Genomic DNA, 20,100 nt, shown 5'->3' with positions numbered 1-20,100 from the left:
TTACAAGCCTTTGGCGGTTTCGACCAGGGTTTCCAGTCGAACCCGCTCTTCAGCACTGGGCATCTCGAGCGGCGCACGCACGCTGCCGGCGGGACGCCCAATGATCTCGGCACCGGCCTTGATCAGGCTGACCGCATAGCCGGCCTTGTGATCGCGCAGGTCGACGAAGGGCAGGAAGAACTCGCGGGTAATGCGGCGCACGGTGTCGGTATCGCCGGCCCGCAGGGCCTTGTAGAAGGTCACCGCCATGTCCGGCACGAAGTTGAAGACGGCGCTGGAGTAGGTATTCACTCCCATCGCGAGATAGGCCTCGGCCATGATCTCGGCGGTGGGTACGCCCCCCACGAAGGCCAGCCGATCGCCGACCGTCCTGATGATCCGGTTCAAGGCCTGCAGATCGCCCTTGCCGTCCTTGAGACCAATCAGGTTGGGGCAGGCATCGGCCAGGCGCTGCACCGCAGCAGGCTGCATGATGCCGTTACCGCGGTTGTAGTAGATCACGCTGATTGAAGTCGAGGCGCAGATCTGGCGCGCGTACTCCACCAGGCCATCCTGGGGGCACTCGGTCAGGTAAGGCGGCATCAGCAGGATGCCGTCGGCGCCCTCCTCCTCGGCGATCCTCGCGAAGGCGCTGCCCGTCGCCACGCTCAGTCCCGCGCTGGCGATCACCGGCAACTTGCCGTCGACAACCTTCACCGCCAGGCGCACGATCTCGCGGAACTCCTCCTGGGACAGGTTGAAGAACTCACCGGTGCCACCGGCGACGAACACCGCCGAGATCTCGTGGCTGATGAACCACTCCAACCGCTGGCGGTAGCTCTCGGCATCGAAACGCCCCTGAGCGTCGAAATCGGTGATCGGGAAGGAGAGCAGCCCGTCGCTGATCGCTTGCTTGACATCGTCGCGTGTAAAGGTCACCTGATGGTCCTCTTGTCAGCCTCTAGGTGACACGAGGAAGGCGTCATCCTCATGTCATACATCATACAAGTGGAAAGCTATACGCCCCCAAGAGGCTTGGCAATACGCCCAAAGTCGAAGTTAGACCAAGGTCTCAGGGGCATGCCCAGCCAGGGCACGGCCCGCGATCCCCCCAGGCGCCGCCTTGGCCAGGAGGACATAAACCAAAAGCAAATAACGAACCGTGCAGGCTGGACGCTTCAGCCTGCACGGTCTCCCCTCTTCCTAAGTCACACTCGGCGTCACACAGCTGTTAGAGGCTCCTCACCGTCCAGCACCCGCTTGACGTTGTCGACCGCCAGGTCGCACATGGCGTTGCGTGTCTGGAACGTCGAGGAGCCGATGTGCGGCAGGCATACGGCGTTATCCAGCGCCAAGAGCGGCGAATTTACCGGCAGGGGTTCCTGATCGAATACGTCCAGACCGGCATAGTGCAGGGTTCCATCCTGCAGGCAGGCGACGAGCTCATCCTCTCGCACGACCTTGCCGCGGGAGATGTTGACGAAAACGGCATGCGGCTTGGTCAGCGAAAAGCAGTTACGGCCGATCAGCCCCTCGGTCTCCGCCGATAGCGGGATGGTCACGCAGATGAAGTCCGAGTCGCGGAAAAGGGCATCCAGATCGACGCGACGCGCATCGAGTGCGGACTCGACCTCCGGCTTGGCCGAACGGTTGTAGTAGCGGACCGACATGCCGAAGCCGTCGTGGCCACGCTTGGCCACCGCCTGGCCGATTCGCCCCATCCCGACGATCCCTAGCGTCTTGCCGTGTACATCGAGACCGAAGTGCCGGCGCGATAGGGAAGCCTTCCACTCATGGTTGCGCACCATGCGCAGCATTTCACCGGCCCGCCGCGCCGCCATCATCAGCAGCAGAAAACCGGTGTCCGCCGTGGATTCCGTCAACACATCCGGCGTGTTGGTCAGCACGATACCGCGCTCACGCATGGACTCGACCGGGTAGGCGTCGACGCCGACCGAGACGCTGGCCACCACCTTGAGGTGGGGGGTCTTGTCCAACAACGCCTCCGTGAATGCCACGTTCGATCCGACATATGCCTCGGCCTCGGACATGGCCTCTTCAAACGCCCGGTGATCGGCATCGCTGGCGAGACGGGTAAAATGCGTCAGATCGAACGATGCCGATAGCTCGTCGAGCAACTGCGGGTACAGCTCGTGTACCGCCACCAGTTTCCTTCTCATCGAAGCACCTCTCTCAATGGGAGCCCATGAAGTTTTTTCTTACAGGACGGCACAAGCGTCGTAAGCATGAGGACTGGCCTGGGGGGTATGTCACCCGTCATGACCATGGCGGAGGTGATGATCGCAACGCCGGAGCGGCTCGGCCCCGGCGGCTCACCACGCCCCGCCATCATAGTCATACATCATACAAATAGCAGTCCCATCTGCAATCTGGTAGCCTGCTACATGAGTGTCGCGGGTGAGACTAAAGTCTAAAACGGCTTGGCCTGGTCAGGCCGATTGCACACCTGAACCACGAACATCAGGCACTGGGATGCCGATAATTGATTGAAGAGGCATCTTTTTTCAGACATGTACCATGGGGCGCCTTCCCTGCCTCACCTCATAATCTCCGCAGAGCGCATCCATGTCATTGACCGATATCTTTCTCTCGACGCTGAATGTCACACTGCCGGTATTCGTCATGGTCTTCATCGGTGTCGGCCTGAAACGCCTGCACTGGATCGACCAGGCCTTCGTCAACACAGCGTCCAAACTGGTCTTTCGCGGCACCCTGCCGGCGATGCTGTTCTTTGGCCTGGCCGAGGCCGACCTGGAGGCAACCCTCGACCCTTGGATGCTGAGCTTCTTCGCCTTGGCGACCCTGACGACCTTCGCCGCCTCCTGGGGGTGGGCCATGCTGCGGGTACGACGCCCGTTGCGCGGCGTCTATGTCCAGGGCGCGTTTCGCGGCAACTGCGGCATCGTGGGCCTGGCCTTGGCCGCCGGCATGTACGGCGACGAGGGGCTATCGTTGGGTGGCCTGCTGCTCGGCGTGGTGATCCTGAGCTATAACGTGCTGTCGGTGATCGCACTGGCGACCTACCAGCCCCGGGAGGACGACACCTCCAAGGGAGTCGACTGGGGCAGCATCCTCCATCATATCCTGACCAACCCCTTGATCCTGGCCGTCCTCGCGGCGACACCCTTCGCCGCGTTTGAAATACCGCTGCCCGGCTGGCTCACCACCACCGGCGACTACTTTGCCTCGCTCACCCTGCCCCTCGCGCTGATCTGCATCGGCGCCACCCTCTCCACGCGCGCCTTGAAGAAGGGCTATCGCACCACCCTGAGCGCCAGCCTGGCCAAGATGGTGGTCGTGCCCGCCTCGGCGACGCTACTGGCCGTGGCGGCTGGCTTCTCGGGCCCGACGCTGGGGGTGATGTTCCTGTTCTTCGCCAGTCCCACCGCGGCGGCGGCCTTCGTCATGGCCAAGGCCATGGGCAACGACGAGACGGTAACCGCCAACATCATCGCCATGACCACACTGATGGCCAGCATCACGGTGACGCTGGGTGTCTTCGTGTTGCGGGCCACGGGGCTGATCTAGAGCAGCACGGCGCCACACTTCACCGGACCAGTCGGTAGGTTGCCGACGAGACGTGGACTAGCGAAACGCCCCGGCGACGGTGCCCTCGACCACCTCGAACTGCTCGATGCCGCCGCCCTCGGCGGTGGCCTCGGCCGGCAAGGGGTTGGCGTGAGCGCGCTTGAAGTCGTCGCTGCCGACCCAAGCGCGGAAGGCCGCCTGGCTCTCCCACTCCGTCTCCACCACGTAGGGCGCCTGGTTGCCCTGGGGGCGCAGCACCCGCATTGCCTTGAACCCCGGCTGGCTGTCGATCTCCACGGCCCGGGCGCGAAAGCGCGTCTCGAAGGCCTCCTCGAAGCCCGGGTTCACATGGATGCGGTTCGTGACGATATAGCTCACGGGACCTCCTGGTCATTGATGTCGGCGGGCGTGGTGAATCGTGCCAGGCGGGCGCAGCCGGCGGCGCGCACCTCGGCCGTGAGTTCGGCCACGGCGGCCGTGGGGAAGCCGGGGCCGCGCTCGGGGCGGCCCTCCACCAGCAGCCCGGTGAGGGCGGCGACCAGCGGCATATGGCTGACCAGCAGCAGCGGGCGGTCGTCGGGCTCGTCGAGCAGCCAGTCGATCACCGCGCCGGGCGGGTCGTCGGGGGTGATCAGCGCCAGGGTCTCGACCTCGAGGCCCAACGGCGCGGCGATTCGTGCCGCGGTCTGCCGGGCGCGCCGGTAGGGGCTCGCCACCAGGCGCAGGCGCGCCGCTTCGAGATCGGGGCGCGCGGCGAGCCAGCGGCCCATCCGCTCGGCCTCCTGCTCGCCGCGCGGAGTGAGCGCGCGCTCGGCGTCCGGCGCGCCGGCCGCGGCCTCGCCGTGGCGCATGATCAGCAGGCGTTCGGCGCCGGTCATGCCGCGCCCCCGCCGTCGCGGCGATCCTGGCGGACGTCGGCGCGCGGCAGCACGAACTCCACGTCACTGCTCTGCTCGCCCTGCATCAGCAGCCGCGCCATCTCCCGGGCCGGCACGCCCGCGAAGAGCACCTGGTAGAGCCCCTCGGCGAGCGGCATGTAGACGCCGTCCTCGCGGGCCTTGTCGCGCACCAGGCGCACGGTGTTGACCCCTTCGGCCACCTGGCCCAGGGCATCGACGGCCTCCTCGAGGGTGCGCCCCTCGCCCAGGGCCTGGCCGACGCGATAGTTGCGCGAGAGCGCCGAGGAGCAGGTGACGATCAGGTCGCCAACGCCGGCGAGCCCCAGGAAGGTCATGGGGTTGGCGCCCTGGTTCACCGCGAAGCGACTCATCTCGGCCAGCGCCCGGGTCATCAGCATGCTGCGGGTGTTCTCGCCCATGCCCAGCGCCGCTGCCATGCCGGCGGCGATGGCGTAGATGTTCTTCAACGCGCCGCCCAGCTCCACGCCGAAACGGTCGTTGCTGGCGTAGACCCGGAAATACTCGCAGCCCAGTGCCGTCTGCACCCGGGTGCGGGTCTCGGCGTCGTCGCTGGCGATCACCGTGGCGGTGAGCTGCTTCTGGGCGATCTCCGAGGCGAGGTTCGGCCCCGAGATCACCCCGATGTGGGGAAAGCCGGTCTCCTCCTCGAGGATCTCGCTCATCAGCTTGAAGCCCTCCTCCTGGATGCCCTTGGTGGTGCTGACGAGTATCTGGTCCGCATCGAGCCAGGGGCGCGCCTGGCGCACCACCTCGCGAAAGGCCTTGGAGGGAATCGACACCAGCACCAGGCCGGCGCCCTTCAGCACCTCGTCCATGGCGGTGGAGGCCACCACCGCGGGATTGATGGCATAGTCGGGCAGGTAGCGGCCGTTGCGGTGCTCGCGGTTGATCTGCGCCGCCAGCTCGGGGTCGCGCAGCCACTGGCGCACCTCGGCCCCGTTGTCGGCGGCGATGCTCGCAAGCGCGGTGCCGAAGCTGCCGCCGCCGAGCACCGCCACGCGCATGGGTTGGTCTGACATGATCGCCCCGGGAAACTGAATGGAGAGGGGATTGTAACGAAAAAACGCCCCGTAAAGGGGCGTCTGGAGGGGCCCGTCGACGCGACGGGCCGCTAGAGGGAAAGCCGCACCCGAGCCGCCAAGCGGCTCGGGCGGGCGGGGTCAGTCGATCAGGTGCAGCAGCGAGTCGATGCTCGATCTGGCATCGCCATAGAACATCCGGGTGTTCTCCTTGAAGAACAGCGGGTTCTCGATGCCGGAGTAGCCGGTCCCCTGGCCACGCTTGCAGACGAACACCTGCTTGGCCTCCCACACCTTGAGCACCGGCATGCCGGCGATCGGGCTGTTGGGATCCTCCTGGGCCGCGGGATTGACGATGTCGTTGGAGCCGATGACGATCACCACGTCGGTGGAGGCGAAGTCATCGTTGATCTCGTCCATCTCCAGCACGATGTCGTAGGGCACCTTGGCCTCGGCCAGCAGCACGTTCATGTGACCCGGCAGGCGGCCGGCGACCGGGTGGATGCCGAAGCGCACTTCCTTGCCGGCGGCCCGCAGCTTGCGGGTCAGCTCGCTGACCGCGTTCTGCGCCTGGGCCACCGCCATGCCGTAGCCCGGCACGATGATCACGCTGTCGGCATCGTTCAGCGCGCTGGAGACGCCGCCGGCATCGATGGCCACCTGCTCGCCCTCGATCTCCGCCGCCGGGCCCTGGGTGCCACCGAAGCCGCCCAGGATCACGTTGACGAAGTTGCGGTTCATCGCCTTGCACATGATGTAAGACAGGATCGCGCCCGAGGAGCCCACCAGGGCGCCGGTGACGATCAGCAGATCGTTGGAGAGCGTGAAGCCGATGGCCGCCGCGGCCCAGCCGGAGTAGCTGTTGAGCATCGACACCACCACCGGCATGTCGGCGCCGCCGATGCCCATGATCAGGTGGTAGCCGATGAAGAACGCCAGGGCCGCCAGCACCAGCAGGGTCCAGAAGCCGGCGCCGTTGAGGTAGAGGATGGCCAGCAGCAGGGAGAGCGCCGCGGCACCAGCATTGAGCAGGTGCCCGCCGGGCAGCTGCTTGGGCTTGCCGTCGACCTTGCCGGCGAGCTTGCCGAAGGCGATCACCGACCCGGTGAAGGTCACCGCGCCGATGAAGATGCCCAGCACCACCTCGACCTGCAGGAAGGTCAGCTCGGCCGGGGTCTTCTCGGCCACCAGGGCGGCGAACGCCGAGAACTCCTGGGACGTGGCCTCGACGGCGCGGGCCGCCATCACCCGGCGCCGCTCCAGGTCGGCGTTCCAGGCCACGAACACCGCGGCCAGGCCGACGAAGCTGTGCAGCGCCGCCACCAGCTGCGGCATCTCGGTCATGTCGACCTTGCCGGCCACGTAGACCCCGATGCCCGCCCCGATGGCCATCATCGGGATCATCCACCAGTAGCCGCCGATGCCCGGCCCGAAGGCGGTGAAGAAGACCGCCACGGCCATGCCGACGATGCCGTACCAGACGGCGCGCTTGGCCTTCTCCTGGTTACTCAGCCCCCCCAGCGAGAGGATGAACAATACACTTGCCGCGATTGCCGCGGCAGAAACGAATCCTTGACCCAACATGTCGTCTCTCCGCCGCTCAGGATTTCTGGAACATGGCCAGCATCCGGCGTGTCACCAGGAAGCCACCCACGATATTGATGGATGCGATCAGTACCGAGATCGCCGCCAAGACGCCGACCACGACGCTGCCCGAGCCGATCTGCAGGACCGCGCCCAGGATGATGATGCCGGAGATGGCATTGGTCACCGCCATCAGCGGCGTGTGCAGCGAGTGGCTGACGCCCCAGATCACCTGGAACCCGACGAAGCAGGCCAGCACGAAGACGATGAAATGCTGCATGAAGGAGGGCGGGGCCACCTGGCCGAGCAGCAGCATCAGCGCGCCGCCCACCGCCAGCAGAGTCACCTGGCGCTTGGTCTGCGCCTTGAAGGCGGCGTGTTCGGCGGCCTTCTTCTCCTCCGGCGTCGGCTCCTTCTCCTTGGGCTTGGGCTTCGCGGCGCCGATCGCCTTCACCTTGGGCGGCGGCGGCGGGAAGGTGACCTCGCCCTGATGGGTCACCGTGGCGCCACGGATGACGTCGTCCTCCATGTTGTGCTCGATCACGCCCTCCTTCTCGGGGGTCAGATCGGTCAGCATGTGGCGCACGTTGGTGGCGTAGAGCAGCGAGGACTGGGTCGCCATGCGCGAGGGGAAGTCGGTGTAGCCGACCACGATCACCCCGTTGTCGGAGACCACCTTCTCGTCCGCCCGGGTCAGGTCGCAGTTGCCGCCCTTCTCGGCCGCCAGGTCGATGATCACCGAGCCGGGCTTCATGGCCGCGACCATGTCCTCGAGCCACAGCTTGGGCGCCGGTTTGCCGGGGATCAGTGCCGTGGTGATGACGATGTCGACGTCCGGCGCCTGCTCGCGGAAGCATTCGAGCTGCTTCTCGCGGAATTCGGGGCTGGAGGGGGCCGCGTAGCCGCCGCTCTCCGAGCCGTCCTGGCTGTCCTCGAAGTCGAGGAACAGAAACTCGGCGCCCATCGATTCGATCTGCTCGGCGACCTCGGGCCGCACGTCGAAGGCGCGCACCACCGCGCCGAGGCTGGTGGCCGTGCCGATGGCGGCGAGGCCCGCCACGCCGGCGCCGATCACCAGCACCTTGGCCGGGGGCACCTTGCCGGCGGCGGTCACCTGGCCGGTGAAGAAACGCCCGAAGTGGTTGCCGGCCTCGATCACCGCGCGGTAGCCGGCGATGTTGGCCATCGACGACAGCGCGTCCATCTTCTGGGCCCGCGAGATACGCGGCACCATGTCCATCGCCACCACGGTGGCGCCCTTGGCGCGGCACGCCTCGAGCATCGCCTCGTTCTGGGCCGGCCAGAAGAAGCTGATCAGGGTCTGGCCCTCGCGCAGGCGCTCGGCCTCCTCCTCGAGGGGCTCGCGGACCTTGATCACCACTTCGGCCTCGGTCCACAGCGCCTCGGCGCCGTCGACCACGGTGACGCCGGCATCGCGGTAGGCGGCGTCGTCGAAGCCGGCAGCCGCGCCGGCCCCGCTCTCGATGAGGCAGTCGTGTCCGAGTTTCTGGATGAACTTCGCGCTGTCGGGGGTCAGCGCGACACGCGCCTCACCCTTGGCGAGCTCCTTGGGTGCACCAATCTTCACGTTGGATCTCCCGCTAGTTATTGGAATCTTGCATGGGTCAGACCAGATATTCATACCTGAGCATGCCGCGATGCACAACAGCCAACCGAGGGTCGCGGAGGGAGACAGGATAGCGGCTTTCCGACGAAAAAAAGCGTCCCGGTCGAGCCAAAAGGCCCCTTGACGCCAACGGCAACCGGCGGGAAGACACCCACGAAAAAGGCCGCCCGAAGGCGGCCTCTTGGGATGGCGACATCGCGGGCGATGTCGCTGTCAGGCTGGCGATCAGGCGCTCAACAGGGCGTTGAGGCGCTTGACGTAAGCGGCAGGATCGTCGAGGTGTCCGCCCTCGGCGATGATCGCCTGGTCGAGCAGGATGCGCGCCAGGTCCTCGAAGTCGCCGCCCTCGACGCCCTCGAGACGGGCCACCAGGGCATGCTCAGGGTTGAGCTCGAGGATCGGCTTGACCTCGGGCATCGCCTGGCCGGCGGCCTCCATGATGCGACGCATCTGGAAGCCCATCTCGTGCTCGGGCAGCACCACACAGGCCGGGGAGTCGGTGAGACGATGGGTCACCTTGACCTCCTGGACCTCGTCGCCCAGCGCCTCCTTGACGCGCTTGACCAGCTCCTCCTTGGCCTTGGCGGTCTCCTCCTGGGCCTTCTTCTCCTCCTCGTCCTCGATCTCACCGAGGTCGAGATCGCCCTTAGCGACGTCGACGAAGGCCTTGCCGTCGAACTCGGTGAGGTGGCTCATCAGCCACTCGTCGATGCGATCGTGGAGCAGCAGCACCTCGATGCCCTTCTTGCGGAAGATCTCCAGGTGCGGGCTGTTCTTGGCCGCGTTGAAGCCGTCGGCGACGATGTAGTAGATCTTCTGCTGACCCTCCTTCATGCGCGAGACGACGTCGGCGAGCGACTGGTCCTGGGTGGCGCTGTCGGTATGGGTGGTGGAGAAGCGCAGCAGGCCGGCGATCTTCTCGCGGTTGGCGAAGTCCTCCGCCGGCCCCTCCTTGAGCACGCTGCCGAAGGTGTTCCAGAAGGTCTGGTAGGCCTCGGGATCCTTGGCCAGCTTCTTGAGCATGTCGAGCGAGCGCTTGGTCAGCGCCGACTTGATCTTGTCGACCTGGGGGTCCTGCTGCAGCAGCTCGCGGGAGACGTTCAGCGACAGGTCACGGGTGTCCAGCACGCCCTTGATGAAGCGCAGGTAGAGCGGCAGGAACTGCTCGGCGTCGTCCATGATGAAGACGCGCTGCACGTAGAGCTTCACGCCGCGGGCGCCGTCGCGCTCGTAGAGGTCGAAGGGCGCGCGGCCCGGCACGTAGAGCAGGCTGGTGTACTCGAGCTTGCCCTCGACCTTGTTGTGGCTCCAGGTCAGCGGGTCCGCGAAGTCGTGGGCCACGTGCTTGTAGAAGGCCTTGTACTCGTCGTCGGTGAGCTCGCTCTTGGGACGCACCCAGAGGGCGGTGGCCTCGTTGACGGTCTCCCAGGTGGTGGTCTCGCTGCCCTCGATCTCGTTGCCGTCCTCGTCGCGGGCGGTCTCGACCTTGGGCATGCGCACCGGCACCTCGATGTGGTCGGAGTACTTGCGCACCAGGCTCTGCAGGCGGAAGTCGTCGGCGAACTCGGCGGCATCCTCCTTGAGGTGCAGCACGATCTCGGTGCCGTGGGTCTCGCGCTCGACGTCGGCGACGGTGAACTCGCCCTCGCCCTTGCTGCGCCACTCCACGCCCTCGGCCTTGGCGGCGCCAGCCTTGCGGGTGCGCACGGTCACCTCGTCGGCGACGATGAAGCCGGAGTAGAAGCCGACGCCGAACTGACCGATCAGCCGGGCGTCCTTCTGCTGCTCGCCGGAGAGCTGCTTGAGGAACTCGGCGGTGCCACTGCGGGCGATGGTGCCGAGGTTCTCGATCACCTCGTCGCGGCTCATGCCGATGCCGTTGTCGCGCACGGTGACGGTACGCGCCTCGGCGTCGTGCTCGATCTCGATGCGCAGCTCGCTGTCACCCTCGTAGAGCGCGTCGTTGTCCAGCGCCTGGTAGCGCAGCTTGTCGCAAGCGTCGGCGGCGTTGGAAATCAGCTCGCGCAGGAAGATCTCCCGGTTGGAGTACAGGGAGTGGATCATCAGGTGCAGCAGCTGCTTGACCTCGGTCTGGAAGCCGAGGGTTTCTTCATGGGTGGCAGTGGTCATGTGGCTCGGACCCCTCTTTCGACATGACGATGGTGGCAACGCCACCGGTGTAGGCTGTCGTCGATATGGGGCCCCTCGCCGGCTTTTCAAGCACCCCCGTCGCGCCGAGGCGCGGAAGGGTCGCCGAGCACGAAGTGCAGCCGCGCGGTGGCCACCGGCAGCGCCTCGCGCTCCTGCCAGGCGGTGACCTGGACGTTGCCCATACGCCGCCCCTCGCGCAGCAGGGTGCAGCGGGCCAGGGTCGGCACCACCCGGGCGGTACGCAGGTAGTCGATGGAGAGATCGACGATGCGCGGCAGGCGCGGCTCCCGTGCGGCCAGCATCAGGTCGAGGGTCGCCGCAGTCTCCATGAAGGCGGCCACCACCCCGCCGTGCAGCGCCGGCAGCAGCACGTTGCCGACGTTCTCCTCGCGGGGGTCGAGGCGGAACAGCAGCCCCTCGCCGTCCGGATCCGCCTCGGCCGAGACCCCGATGCGCCGGGCATAGGGGATGAGCGACAGCCACGCCGCCACGTCCCCTGCCTCCCGGGTGCGCGCCAGCCATTCGACGTCGTGGAAGCCATCACCCATGGTCGCTCTCCCTATCGCTCTCCTGATCGGCGAACAGCGCCTCGGCGAAGCCCGGCGGCGTGTTGCGCGGCCCCAGGCGCACGAAGTTGCCGATGCCCCGCGCCAGCGGGCCCGCCTGCTGATAAAGGGTCCCCTCGGTGAAGACCACCGAGGCGGTGACCCGCACCACCCGCGCCTCGGCGATGATCGCCTGCCCGGCCACGCCCGGCCGGTAGTGATCGACGCGCAGGTCGAGGGTCGGGCAGACCTCGGGCGCCGGCAGCGCCGGCAGCACCGCCGCGCCGCAGGCGGTATCGAGCAGCATGGTCAGCGCGCCGCCGTGCACCAGCCCCCGAGTCGCGTCGCCGGTGAGGTCCTCGTGCCAGGGCAGGCGCAGGGTGACGCCCTCCGGCGTCGCCTCGAGCACCTCGAGGCCCAGCGCGCGCGTGTGGGGGATGACCGCGACGAAGCGCGCCAGGGCGCGGCGCCAGTCGGCGGTGCTGGGGGTGTGATCGGGGGGCATGCGGACCTCGTGGGGCGCCTGTCGGAAAGGATTCAAACGATCGTATCAGGGCAGGCGCTCGTCGTCGCGTCGACCTTCGCCGGGGGCCTCGCCGGCCCCCTCGCGCCCCTCCCGCCAGGCGCGATAGCCCGCCAGGTGGCGATCGACCCGGGTCAGCAGCAAGCCGACGATCACCACGTCGTCGACCAGGCCGAGCAGCAGCAGGACATCGGGAATCAGGTCCAGCGGCGAGACCAGGTAGGCCAGGGCCACCAGCATCCACAGGAAGGCGCCCCAGGGCACCGGTCGGTAGCGACGCAGCAGCACGTCGCGGATCATGGGCAGGAAGAGCCGCAGGGCGCGCCCCATCTGCCCGAGCACCCGGGAGCGTCGCCGCAGGCGCTCCACCAGCCCGCCTGCGCTGAATCTGGTCATCCTTTCCTCCTTGCCGCCAGCCACGAATCCCGCTACACGATAGATGATCCCCGCGGCGCCGGACAGCCGGCACCTGTCGGGCCACGGCGACACTACTCAAGGCCGCCGCCATCGGCCACCATGGCCGGCCGCCGATCGCGAACCGCAAGAGGTCACCCCATGCCCCCGTCACTCGGTCACTGCAAGTCCCTGATCGCCGCCGCCCTCTGCTGCCTGCCGCTGCTCGCCCAGGGCAGCGATCGCGCCATGCAGGACGCCCTGCAGGCCGCGCGCAGCCAGCAGTGGCAGAAGATCGACCAGCGCGCCATCGAGGATCACGTGCTGGTCGGCTACGTCGACTACCATCGCCTCAAGGCGCGGCTGCCCGGCGCCGAGCCCGAGGCCGTGCTGGCCTTCATTGCGCGCCACGAGGACAGCCCGCTGGGGGGGTGGCTGCGCGGCCAGGCCATCGAGCAGTACGGCGAGGCGGGACGCTACGAAAGCCTCAGGGCGGTGGCCAACGGCGTGCCGGCAGGCACCGAGCGCCAGTGCCACTACTACACCGCCCTGCTGGGCACCGACCCGCAGGCGGCCGCCGAGGGGGGGCGCGAGCTGTGGCGGGTCGGCCGCTCCCAGCCGGACGCCTGCGACACCCTCTTTAACACCCTGCGAGCCAGTGGAGAGATCGATCAGGAGGCGGTCTGGGAGCGCATGACCCTCGCCTGGCAAGCCGGCGAAAACGGGCTTGCCGACTACCTCGGCCGCATGCTCGGCAGCGAGTGGCAGAACGGCCGCACGGCCATGCGCGTGCTCGAGCAGGACTTTTCCGCCGTCACCCGCACGCCCGCCTGCCTCGGGCCGGAGTGCCGCGGCACCAGCGCGCTCTATGCCGCCGCCATGCACGGCTTCACCCGGGCGGATACCGAGGCCGCCCTGGAGGCGTGGCGCAAGCTCGCCCCTCACCTCGCCCTGCAGGAACGCCATCGCCGCGAGATCGAGCACGACCTGGCCTTCTACTCCATGGTCCGCGACGTCGACCAGAACCTCGGCTGGGTCGATGATCTGCTGACGCGGCGCGATGACGACGACCTGCTCGAGCTCAGGGTCAGGACGGCGCTCGGCGAGCGCGACTGGGCGGGGGTGATCGCCTGGATCGAGCGGATGGACGCCGCCCAGCAAGGCGAGAGTCGCTGGCAGTACTGGCGGGCGCGAGCCCTGGAGCAGCAGGGCGACGACGCCCGGGCTCGCGAGGCCTATGCCCGCGCCGCCGGGGAGCGCAACTTCTTCGGCTTCGCCGCCGCCGATCGCCTCGATCGCCCCTACGCCCTCAACCAGGCCCGCCCCCATATCGACGAGGCGAGCCGCCGGGCGGTGGCCGAGTGGCCGGCCGTGCGCCGCACCGAGGCGCTGTTGCGCATCGGCGAGCCGGGGCTCGCCGCCAGCGAGTGGTACGCCGCCGTGGCGCGCGGCAGCGAGGCGCAGGCCCGGCTGATGGCCGACTACGCCCAGCGGCGCGGCTGGCAGGCCCGGCTGGTGCAGACCACCATCGCCGGCAAGCTGTGGGACGACCTGGCGTGGCGCTTCCCGGAGGCCTATCGCGACCAGTTCCTGCACTGGGGCGAGCAGACCCGCGTCGACCCCTACCTGCTGATGGGCATCGCCCGGCGCGAGAGCGCCTACAATCCCGAGGCGCTGTCACCGGCCGGGGCCCGCGGCCTGATGCAGCTGATGCCGGGCACCGCCACCCAGGTCAGCCGGCAGCTCGGCATCAGCGACCCGGGGCCCTACGGCGTGCTCGACCCCGCCGTCAATATCCGGCTCGGCAGCACTTACATCCGCGACATGCTCGACCGCTACCAGGGCAACCGCCTGGCCGCCACGGCGGCCTACAACGCCGGCCCCCACCGCGTCGACCGCTGGCTGCGCGAGGCGCCCCAGGCGTTCGATCTCTTCGTCGAGAGCATCCCCTTCCGCGAGACCCGCGACTACGTGCAGGCGGTGCTCGCCTACCGGGTGATCTTCGAGAGCCTGGCCAACGGCGGCGACAGCGCCGGTGTCTCGCTGCTGACCCCGGCGGAGACCTCGGTGCGCTACGACCGCTCGCTGCTGGCCAGCAACTGAGCCAGAGCCGCGCCTCCACTCACCAGCCCCAGACGAAAGCGGCCCCGGGAAGTCCCGGGGCCGCTGGCGTTTCGGCATCCGCGTCAGGTCGGGGGGCGGGTCAGCGCCAGCTTGACGCCGAAGCCGACCAGCACGCCCCCGGTCAGGCCGTTGAGCCAGCGCGCGAAGGCGGCGCTCGCGAGCCACCGACCGGCGCTGCCGACCATCGCCACGATGCCGATCTGCCACAGGTTGGCCACCACGAAGTGCACCCCGGCGAGCCACAGCGACTTGGCGAGCGCCGGATCCCCCGGGGCGATGAACTGCGGCAGGAAGGCCATGTAGAAGACCACCGTCTTGGGATTGAGCACGTTGGAGAGCAGCCCCTCCCGCACCGGCCGCCACAGCGGCACCGATGCGCGCTCCGTGCCGACGGCGACCACGGGCAGCCCCTGGCCCCGGCGGGCGGCCAGCAGGCTCGCCACGCCCAGCCACACCAGGTAGGCAGCGCCGGCCAGCTTGAGCAGCCCGAAGGCCCAGGCCGATTGCAAGAGGATCAGCGAGATCCCGAGCGCCGAGACGGTGGCGTGAACGAAGAGCCCGCAGCAGATGGCCAGGCTGGTCGCCACGCCGTCGCGCCAGCCGCCCCGTGCGGTGTTGCGGATCACCAGCAGCGTATCCACCCCGGGGCTCATGCTGAGCAGGGTGATGGCCACCAGGAACGGCCAGAACTGTGCGTCGATCAACATGCCACTCTCCAGACCTCATTCACCCCAGACTCACGAAGGCGATTGCCTTCCACGATAAACGGCGCCCGACGATCAGCCGTTGAAGATGCCGCGGCGGGCATGGCGCATGGAGATCTGGTCGTTGAGGGTCCAGAAGTCGTAGAGCACGCCGAGGCCGAAGAGGCCGAAGGTCAGCAGATAGAGGATGCCGGTCAGCCACTTGCCGAGGTAGAAGCGATGGATGCCGAACACCCCGAGGAAGGTCAGCAGCAGCCAGGCCAGGGTGTAGTTGGTGGGGCCGGCCTGGAAGCGCAGGTCCGCCTGGCGGTCCATGGAGGGGATCAGGAAGAGATCGATCAGCCAACCGATACCGAGCAGCCCCAGGGTGAAGAACCAGAGGGTGCCGGTGACCGGCTTGCCATAGTAGAAACGGTGGGCGCCGAGGAAGCCGAACAGCCACAGCAGGTAGCCGACCACCTTGCTGTGGGTGTCGCTGGAGGCGAGATGCGGTTGGGTCATGAAAGCTCTCTTTTCGGTGAAAAAGGGGGCGAGATGGAGGCTGGACGCTCCCGGGCTTTCCATCTACAGTGTTTTTGCGGGCGGCAGCGCCAGTCTCCCTGCGACACCGTGTTGACGCAACCCTGGCGCTGTAGCACTATCCGCTACGTTGGTCAGCAAGCAGAAAAGTCGTCAGTTGTACTTCGATTCCTTCGATATACCCGGTGCGCACTTGCTTCTTGTCCTGCCCACGTATTACGGGTCCATGGCGAGGTCGACCCTCCCAGGCCCAGCACCATTATTTAGTTAGTTAAGGAAATCGACAATGGCAACTGGCACTGTCAAGTGGTTCAACGACACCAAGGGCTACGGCTTCATCTCTCCGGACGACGGCGGTGATGACCTGTTCGCTCACTTCTCCGAGATTCAGGCTGAAGGCTTCAAGTCCCTGCAGGACGGCCAGAAAGTCACCTTCGAAGTGACCCAGGGCAAGAAAGGCCTTCAGGCCTCCAACATCCGCGCCGCCGACTGATCCTCGGTTGACACGGAGACGACCGGGCGGCATTCCCGCCCGAGCGTCACAGAGAAAGGCCCACCTCGGTGGGCCTTTTTCGTGGGCGCTCGGCAGGGGCGCGTGGCTCACTCGGCCGCGTCGGGGCCGGCGTCGATCTCGAGCTCGGACGAGGCTTCCGGTGCCTGACGCTCGGCCTCCTGGAACTGCGCCTCGATCTGGCGACTCGCCTCCTCGAAGCGCTTCTCGGTCTCCTCGATGATGGCGTCGACCTCCGCCTCGCCGAGTTCGTCCGGCACCGTCGAGACCTCCTCCGGTAGCGGGGAGGACTCCTCCAGCACCGCGTCCAGATCGGTCGAGCTCTCGACCTCGGGGAGCGCCTCGCCCTCGGGCCGCTGCCGCTCCGCCTGCTCGAACTGCTCGTCGATGCGCCGGCTGGCCTCCTCGAAGCGCCGCTCGGTCTCCTCGAGGATGGCATCGACGTCGGTGCGGCTCGTCTCGCCAGGCAGCGCCTCGTCACTCATCGCGGGCCCGGCATCGTCCGCTGCCTCGACGGCGATCTCGCCCGCCACTCCCGACGTCTCGGCCGCCGATGCCTCGCTGGCCGGCTCGGTCGCGGCCGACGCCTCGTCGGCCTGATCGGCGGGCGGCTCCTCGAGCGGCTCGGTCGTCTCCTCGCTGGCAGGCGGCGCCTCGGTCGTCGCGGGCGCCGGCTCCGCCGGCTGGCTCGCCGTCGACGGGGCCCCGTCGCCCTGCCCCGACGTCGGCGACTCCTCCCCGCCGTCGCATCCGGCGAGCCCCGCGACCAGCGCCAGGGCCGTGACCAGCGGCATCCAGGGTTTCATGAGCGTTCTCCTGTTGCTGCCGAAAAGGGGCGCCATTGCACCAGAGCCCCCTCACGGCCGCAAGGTGACGGGGTGTCTCAGGTGGCGAACAGCTGGCCGGCGATATCGCGGAAGGCCTTGAACTCGAGGGCATTGCCGCTGGGGTCGCGGAAGAACATGGTGGCCTGCTCGCCCGGCTCGCCGCGAAAGCGCAGGTAGGGCTCGATCTCGAAGCGCACGCCCGCCGCGGTGAGGCGATCGACCAGGGCTTCCCAGTCGGCCATCTCCAGCACCACGCCGAAGTGAGGGACCGGCACCCCGTGGCCGTCGACCGGATTGCGATGGTCGTCGAGGCCCCGCTCGCCCAGCGCCGGGTTCAGGTGGCAGACGAACTGGTGGCCATAGAGGTTGAAGTCGATCCAGGTATCGCTGGCGCGCCCCTCGGGGCAGCCCAGCAGGTCGCCGTAGAAGCGCCGGGCCTCGTCGAGGTCACGGACCTGGACGGCCAGGTGAAAGGGGGTGAGCATCGCGACGTCCTCCGCTGATGAGAGATGGGCAAACGATTCCTCATCATGCCGTCTCCTCCGCCGACTCGCCAGCCACACCGCCTTCCGACTCATCGAGCGGGCGCGCCGGATTCGGCAGTGGACACCCCAGTGTCCAGGCCACCGCACACAGCAGCTCCGCCTCCTCGGGCTCGATCCGGCCATCGTGGGTCACGCAGCAGCTCATGGCCGCCAGCAGCGGGGCCCGCTCGGACGTGGCCAGACGCACCAGTCGTGCCATGGCCCAGTCGAGATCCGTGGCCCGCGCCGGCTCGGGGACGACATCCAGAGGCACGCCCAGCGCAGCCGAGAGCCGTTCGACGGCATCGTGCGTCGGCAGCTCATCCTGCCGGCCGGCCCGAGCCAGCGTCGAGAGCAGCAGGGAGAGCGGGCCTGAGAGGTCGGCCAGATGGCGGTCGCGCCGAGCCCGGCGCTCGCCGGCAAGCCCCTGCAGCACGATCCGGTGCAGCGCCCACTGCAGGGCCCCCGGATGCGACTCCAGGGCCATCAACCGGCGCAGGCAGGCCTGGAACCGCGTCGACTGCACCACCGAGAGCCGGCGCAGCACGGGCAGCGCAAGTTCCATCAGCGGCAGGCGCTGGCCCGGCAACAGTCGTGACAGCGGCCCCTCGAGCGACGCGAGTTCGACGAGCACATCGGGCTGAGCCTGGCCAATCAGGGCCTCGCGCTGTGCCTCGCGACTGGCAGGATCGGCGCCCATCAGGATTCCGTAGACCAGCGCCCGGGCGGCAGAGGGCTCGTGGGCGGCCTCGATCAGGCGCTCGTCGATCTCGCCGAGCCGCCGACGAGCGCGGTCGATGTCCCCGGCGCTCGGGCGGCCGACACTGGCCACGACGGCGTCGGCGAGCCTCTCCTCGACCACCGCGGTACCGGCGTTCGTCTGGCCGGCCGCCGCCCCCGCCGTCAGGGCGGCGGTCCCCCTGCGCGGCATGGCCGCAGCAGGTGGCGATGCCGGTCGGATGGCCGGCGCGGGGGGCAGGCTACCGTCCCAGTGGGGCTCTAGGCGGCGGATGCGCGCCTCCAGCGGCGGATGCGTGGCGGTGAGGCGGGACAGCGAACGCACGCCACTACCGAAGAACAGATGGCTGAACTCCTGGGCATGGGCGGCGAGCAGTCGCGAGCCGAGGCGATGGGCGGCCAGCACTTTCAGGGCCCCGCCGATCCCCTCGGGATGGCGGGTGTACTGGACGGCGCTGGCATCGGCCAGGAACTCCCGCTGGCGGCTCACCGCCGCCTTAATCAAGTTGCCGCACAGGGTGCCGGCATAGCCCAGCACCGTCAGCGCCGCGCCGAGGCCCAGCACCGCGACATGTCCCCCACCCCGCCGGGAGCGCGTCCGATGGCTGCCGCCGGAGGAGTGCAGCAGCAGGCGACCGGCCAGGCCGATCACCAGCACGCCGTGCAGCAGCGCCACCAGCCGCAGGTTCAGGCGCATGTCACCGTGGAGGATATGGCTGAACTCGTGGGCGATCACCCCCTGCAGCTGATCCCGATCCAGTGCCTCGAGGGCGCCCCGGGTGACGCCGATGGCCGCATCGTCGAGGTCATGGCCCGCGGCGAAGGCATTGATCGCCTGATCCTCGAGCACGAAGACCTCCGGCACCGGCATGCCGGAGGCGATGGCCATCTCCTCCACCACGTTGAGCAGCCGGCGCTCCTCCTCGTTGCGGGTCTCCAGGTTGAGCGGTCGTCCGCCCAGGGCCGCGGCTACCACGCTACCGCCGGCGCGCAGCTGGAGGTGGCGCACCAGGCTTCCCAGGCCGACCACCAGGATCACCACCGTGGCCACCCCGCCCAGCAGGCGTGGCTCCAGGGCCCGTGCCAGGGGATCGGCGGCAAGCGACCCGACATCGAGCAGGGTCACCGCCAGCGCCACCGCCAGGGACGCCGCGACGATCAGGGCGGCCACCGCCAGCACCAGCAGAATGACCAGCCGGCCGGTCATGCGGCGGGCACGATCCTGTGCCGTAAAGAAGTCCATGGGCAGTGACTCAGAACGTCACACGAGGCGCCGTCTGGATCTCGGCGCTGTCATCGAACTCAAGCAGGGCTGCCTCACGCTTGTGGCCGAAGGAGCCGGCCAGCAGCACCGGGGGGAAGCTCTGCCGATAGGTGTTGTACTGCATCACCGCATCGTTGTAGGCCTGCCGGGCGAAGGCCACCCGGTTCTCGGTCGTGGTGAGCGTCTCGCTGAGCTGACGCATGTTCTCCGAGGCCTTGAGGTCCGGATAGGCCTCCATCACCACGTTGAGGCGTCCGAGCGCGGCGCCCAGCGCGCCCTCGGCGCCAGCCAGCTCGGCCATCGGGCCGGGCTCACCGGGCCGGGCCGCGGCGTGCTGGAGCCCCACCTCGGCGGCATTGCGCGCCTCGGTCACCGCCTGCAGGGTTTCCCGCTCGTGGCTCATGTAGGCCTTCGCCGTCTCGACCAGGTTGGGGATCAAGTCGTGACGGCGCTTGAGCTGCACCTCGATCTGGGCGAAGGCGTTCTGGTAGCGGTTCTTCAGTGCCACCAGGCGATTGTAGATGGCCACCCCGTAGACCAGCAGGAGGCCCAGCAGTACCACGGGGAGAATCAGCGAGAGGCTCATGATGTCGTCTTCC

20 protein-coding genes are annotated in these 20,100 nt (G+C 68.1%); 3 read left to right on the top strand and 17 right to left on the bottom strand.

Annotation, left to right across the window (positions count from 1 at the left end; genetic code table 11):
* The gene (gene kdgD / locus C9F13_RS09110) at positions 1–918 is read right to left on the bottom strand and encodes a 5-dehydro-4-deoxyglucarate dehydratase (RefSeq protein WP_108445908.1); all 918 of its coding nucleotides are present in this window, start codon (positions 916–918) and stop codon (positions 1–3) included.
* 281 nt (positions 919–1,199) lie between these two features.
* On the bottom strand, positions 1,200–2,159 hold the full coding sequence (locus C9F13_RS09105; protein WP_108445907.1) for a 2-hydroxyacid dehydrogenase: 960 nt from the start codon (positions 2,157–2,159) through the stop codon (positions 1,200–1,202).
* A 406-nt stretch (positions 2,160–2,565) separates the two neighbouring features.
* On the opposite strand from C9F13_RS09105, the gene C9F13_RS09100 reads away from it, so the two are divergent.
* Positions 2,566–3,528, top strand: coding sequence for an AEC family transporter (locus tag C9F13_RS09100; RefSeq protein WP_108445906.1), 963 nt, complete (start codon positions 2,566–2,568; stop codon positions 3,526–3,528).
* 57 nt (positions 3,529–3,585) lie between these two features.
* Here the strand turns inward: C9F13_RS09100 and C9F13_RS09095 are convergent, their stop codons facing one another.
* The 9 genes from C9F13_RS09095 to C9F13_RS09055 all read right to left on the bottom strand — a co-directional run bounded on the left by C9F13_RS09095 (position 3,586) and on the right by C9F13_RS09055 (position 12,293).
* Positions 3,586–3,906 (bottom strand): antibiotic biosynthesis monooxygenase family protein, encoded by a 321-nt coding sequence (locus C9F13_RS09095; protein WP_108445905.1) that lies wholly within the window; start codon positions 3,904–3,906, stop codon positions 3,586–3,588.
* Positions 3,903–4,406, bottom strand: coding sequence for a phosphohistidine phosphatase SixA (gene sixA, locus C9F13_RS09090; RefSeq protein WP_108445904.1), 504 nt, complete (start codon positions 4,404–4,406; stop codon positions 3,903–3,905). Before sixA ends, C9F13_RS09095 begins: the two co-directional genes overlap by 4 nt.
* Complete coding sequence (locus C9F13_RS09085) at positions 4,403–5,467, bottom strand: NAD(P)H-dependent glycerol-3-phosphate dehydrogenase (protein ID WP_108445903.1); 1,065 nt, start codon at positions 5,465–5,467, stop codon at positions 4,403–4,405. Before C9F13_RS09085 ends, sixA begins: the two co-directional genes overlap by 4 nt.
* 141 nt (positions 5,468–5,608) lie before the next feature.
* Entirely contained in the window at positions 5,609–7,051 is a 1,443-nt protein-coding gene (locus C9F13_RS09080; protein ID WP_108445902.1) for an NAD(P)(+) transhydrogenase (Re/Si-specific) subunit beta, read from the bottom strand.
* Between the two features lie 16 nt (positions 7,052–7,067).
* On the bottom strand, positions 7,068–8,639 hold the full coding sequence (locus C9F13_RS09075) for a Re/Si-specific NAD(P)(+) transhydrogenase subunit alpha (protein WP_108445901.1): 1,572 nt from the start codon (positions 8,637–8,639) through the stop codon (positions 7,068–7,070).
* 264 nt (positions 8,640–8,903) lie between these two features.
* Positions 8,904–10,808 carry a molecular chaperone HtpG gene (gene htpG, locus C9F13_RS09070; RefSeq protein ID WP_108445900.1) on the bottom strand — a complete coding sequence of 635 codons (1,905 nt, stop codon included), beginning with the start codon at positions 10,806–10,808 and terminating at the stop codon, positions 8,904–8,906.
* Positions 10,809–10,894: 86 nt separating this feature from the next.
* A complete protein-coding gene (locus C9F13_RS09065) occupies positions 10,895–11,377 on the bottom strand; it encodes a PaaI family thioesterase (RefSeq protein ID WP_108445899.1) in 483 nt (160 codons plus the stop codon).
* Entirely contained in the window at positions 11,370–11,879 is a 510-nt protein-coding gene (locus C9F13_RS09060; protein WP_108445898.1) for a PaaI family thioesterase, read from the bottom strand. The genes C9F13_RS09065 and C9F13_RS09060 overlap by 8 nt, the downstream gene beginning before the upstream one ends.
* A gap of 45 nt (positions 11,880–11,924) precedes the next feature.
* On the bottom strand, positions 11,925–12,293 hold the full coding sequence (locus C9F13_RS09055; RefSeq protein ID WP_245888741.1) for a YkvA family protein: 369 nt from the start codon (positions 12,291–12,293) through the stop codon (positions 11,925–11,927).
* 159 nt (positions 12,294–12,452) lie between these two features.
* Between C9F13_RS09055 and C9F13_RS09050 the strand changes: the two genes are divergently transcribed.
* Positions 12,453–14,393, top strand: coding sequence for a transglycosylase SLT domain-containing protein (locus C9F13_RS09050; RefSeq protein ID WP_108445897.1), 1,941 nt, complete (start codon positions 12,453–12,455; stop codon positions 14,391–14,393).
* 83 nt (positions 14,394–14,476) lie between these two features.
* Here the strand turns inward: C9F13_RS09050 and C9F13_RS09045 are convergent, their stop codons facing one another.
* A complete protein-coding gene (locus C9F13_RS09045; protein ID WP_108445896.1) occupies positions 14,477–15,121 on the bottom strand; it encodes a LysE family translocator in 645 nt (214 codons plus the stop codon).
* 72 nt (positions 15,122–15,193) lie between these two features.
* Positions 15,194–15,619, bottom strand: coding sequence for an NINE protein (locus C9F13_RS09040; protein ID WP_108445895.1), 426 nt, complete (start codon positions 15,617–15,619; stop codon positions 15,194–15,196).
* A gap of 304 nt (positions 15,620–15,923) precedes the next feature.
* Between C9F13_RS09040 and C9F13_RS09035 the strand changes: the two genes are divergently transcribed.
* Positions 15,924–16,130 carry a cold-shock protein gene (locus C9F13_RS09035; protein WP_040187864.1) on the top strand — a complete coding sequence of 69 codons (207 nt, stop codon included), beginning with the start codon at positions 15,924–15,926 and terminating at the stop codon, positions 16,128–16,130.
* 107 nt (positions 16,131–16,237) lie between these two features.
* On the opposite strand, the gene C9F13_RS09030 is transcribed toward C9F13_RS09035, so the two are convergent.
* From C9F13_RS09030 to C9F13_RS09015, 4 genes are all read right to left on the bottom strand, one after another.
* Positions 16,238–16,954, bottom strand: a complete 717-nt coding sequence (locus C9F13_RS09030) for a prolipoprotein diacylglyceryl transferase (protein WP_108445894.1) — start codon at positions 16,952–16,954, stop codon at positions 16,238–16,240.
* A 77-nt stretch (positions 16,955–17,031) separates the two neighbouring features.
* A complete protein-coding gene (locus tag C9F13_RS09025) occupies positions 17,032–17,460 on the bottom strand; it encodes a VOC family protein (RefSeq protein WP_108445893.1) in 429 nt (142 codons plus the stop codon).
* Positions 17,461–17,503: 43 nt separating this feature from the next.
* Positions 17,504–19,480 (bottom strand): M48 family metallopeptidase, encoded by a 1,977-nt coding sequence (locus C9F13_RS09020; RefSeq protein WP_114446914.1) that lies wholly within the window; start codon positions 19,478–19,480, stop codon positions 17,504–17,506.
* 10 nt (positions 19,481–19,490) lie between these two features.
* Positions 19,491–20,087: a LemA family protein gene (locus C9F13_RS09015; RefSeq protein ID WP_108445891.1), complete on the bottom strand. Its 597-nt coding sequence runs from the start codon at positions 20,085–20,087 to the stop codon at positions 19,491–19,493.
* Positions 20,088–20,100: the final 13 nt, after the last annotated feature.

This window comes from Halomonas denitrificans, assembly GCF_003056305.1.
In the GTDB taxonomy this organism is placed as follows: domain Bacteria; phylum Pseudomonadota; class Gammaproteobacteria; order Pseudomonadales; family Halomonadaceae; genus Halomonas; species Halomonas denitrificans.
This window is presented reverse-complemented; position numbering and strand designations above follow the sequence as displayed.

Bases quoted from the DNA above. Each gene is read 5' to 3' on its own strand.
- C9F13_RS09105 (WP_108445907.1), bottom strand. From the start codon at position 2,159: ATGAGAAGGAAACTGGTGGCGGTACACGAGCTGTACCCGCAGTTGCTC.
- C9F13_RS09100 (WP_108445906.1), top strand. From the start codon at position 2,566: ATGTCATTGACCGATATCTTTCTCTCGACGCTGAATGTCACACTGCCG.
- sixA (WP_108445904.1), bottom strand. From the start codon at position 4,406: ATGACCGGCGCCGAACGCCTGCTGATCATGCGCCACGGCGAGGCCGCG.
- C9F13_RS09085 (WP_108445903.1), bottom strand. From the start codon at position 5,467: ATGTCAGACCAACCCATGCGCGTGGCGGTGCTCGGCGGCGGCAGCTTC.
- C9F13_RS09080 (WP_108445902.1), bottom strand. From the start codon at position 7,051: ATGTTGGGTCAAGGATTCGTTTCTGCCGCGGCAATCGCGGCAAGTGTA.
- htpG (WP_108445900.1), bottom strand. From the start codon at position 10,808: ATGACCACTGCCACCCATGAAGAAACCCTCGGCTTCCAGACCGAGGTC.
- C9F13_RS09065 (WP_108445899.1), bottom strand. From the start codon at position 11,377: ATGGGTGATGGCTTCCACGACGTCGAATGGCTGGCGCGCACCCGGGAG.
- C9F13_RS09060 (WP_108445898.1), bottom strand. From the start codon at position 11,879: ATGCCCCCCGATCACACCCCCAGCACCGCCGACTGGCGCCGCGCCCTG.
- C9F13_RS09055 (WP_245888741.1), bottom strand. From the start codon at position 12,293: ATGACCAGATTCAGCGCAGGCGGGCTGGTGGAGCGCCTGCGGCGACGC.
- C9F13_RS09050 (WP_108445897.1), top strand. From the start codon at position 12,453: ATGCCCCCGTCACTCGGTCACTGCAAGTCCCTGATCGCCGCCGCCCTC.
- C9F13_RS09045 (WP_108445896.1), bottom strand. From the start codon at position 15,121: ATGTTGATCGACGCACAGTTCTGGCCGTTCCTGGTGGCCATCACCCTG.
- C9F13_RS09040 (WP_108445895.1), bottom strand. From the start codon at position 15,619: ATGACCCAACCGCATCTCGCCTCCAGCGACACCCACAGCAAGGTGGTC.
- C9F13_RS09035 (WP_040187864.1), top strand. From the start codon at position 15,924: ATGGCAACTGGCACTGTCAAGTGGTTCAACGACACCAAGGGCTACGGC.
- C9F13_RS09030 (WP_108445894.1), bottom strand. From the start codon at position 16,954: ATGAAACCCTGGATGCCGCTGGTCACGGCCCTGGCGCTGGTCGCGGGG.
- C9F13_RS09025 (WP_108445893.1), bottom strand. From the start codon at position 17,460: ATGCTCACCCCCTTTCACCTGGCCGTCCAGGTCCGTGACCTCGACGAG.
- C9F13_RS09020 (WP_114446914.1), bottom strand. From the start codon at position 19,480: ATGGACTTCTTTACGGCACAGGATCGTGCCCGCCGCATGACCGGCCGG.
- C9F13_RS09015 (WP_108445891.1), bottom strand. From the start codon at position 20,087: ATGAGCCTCTCGCTGATTCTCCCCGTGGTACTGCTGGGCCTCCTGCTG.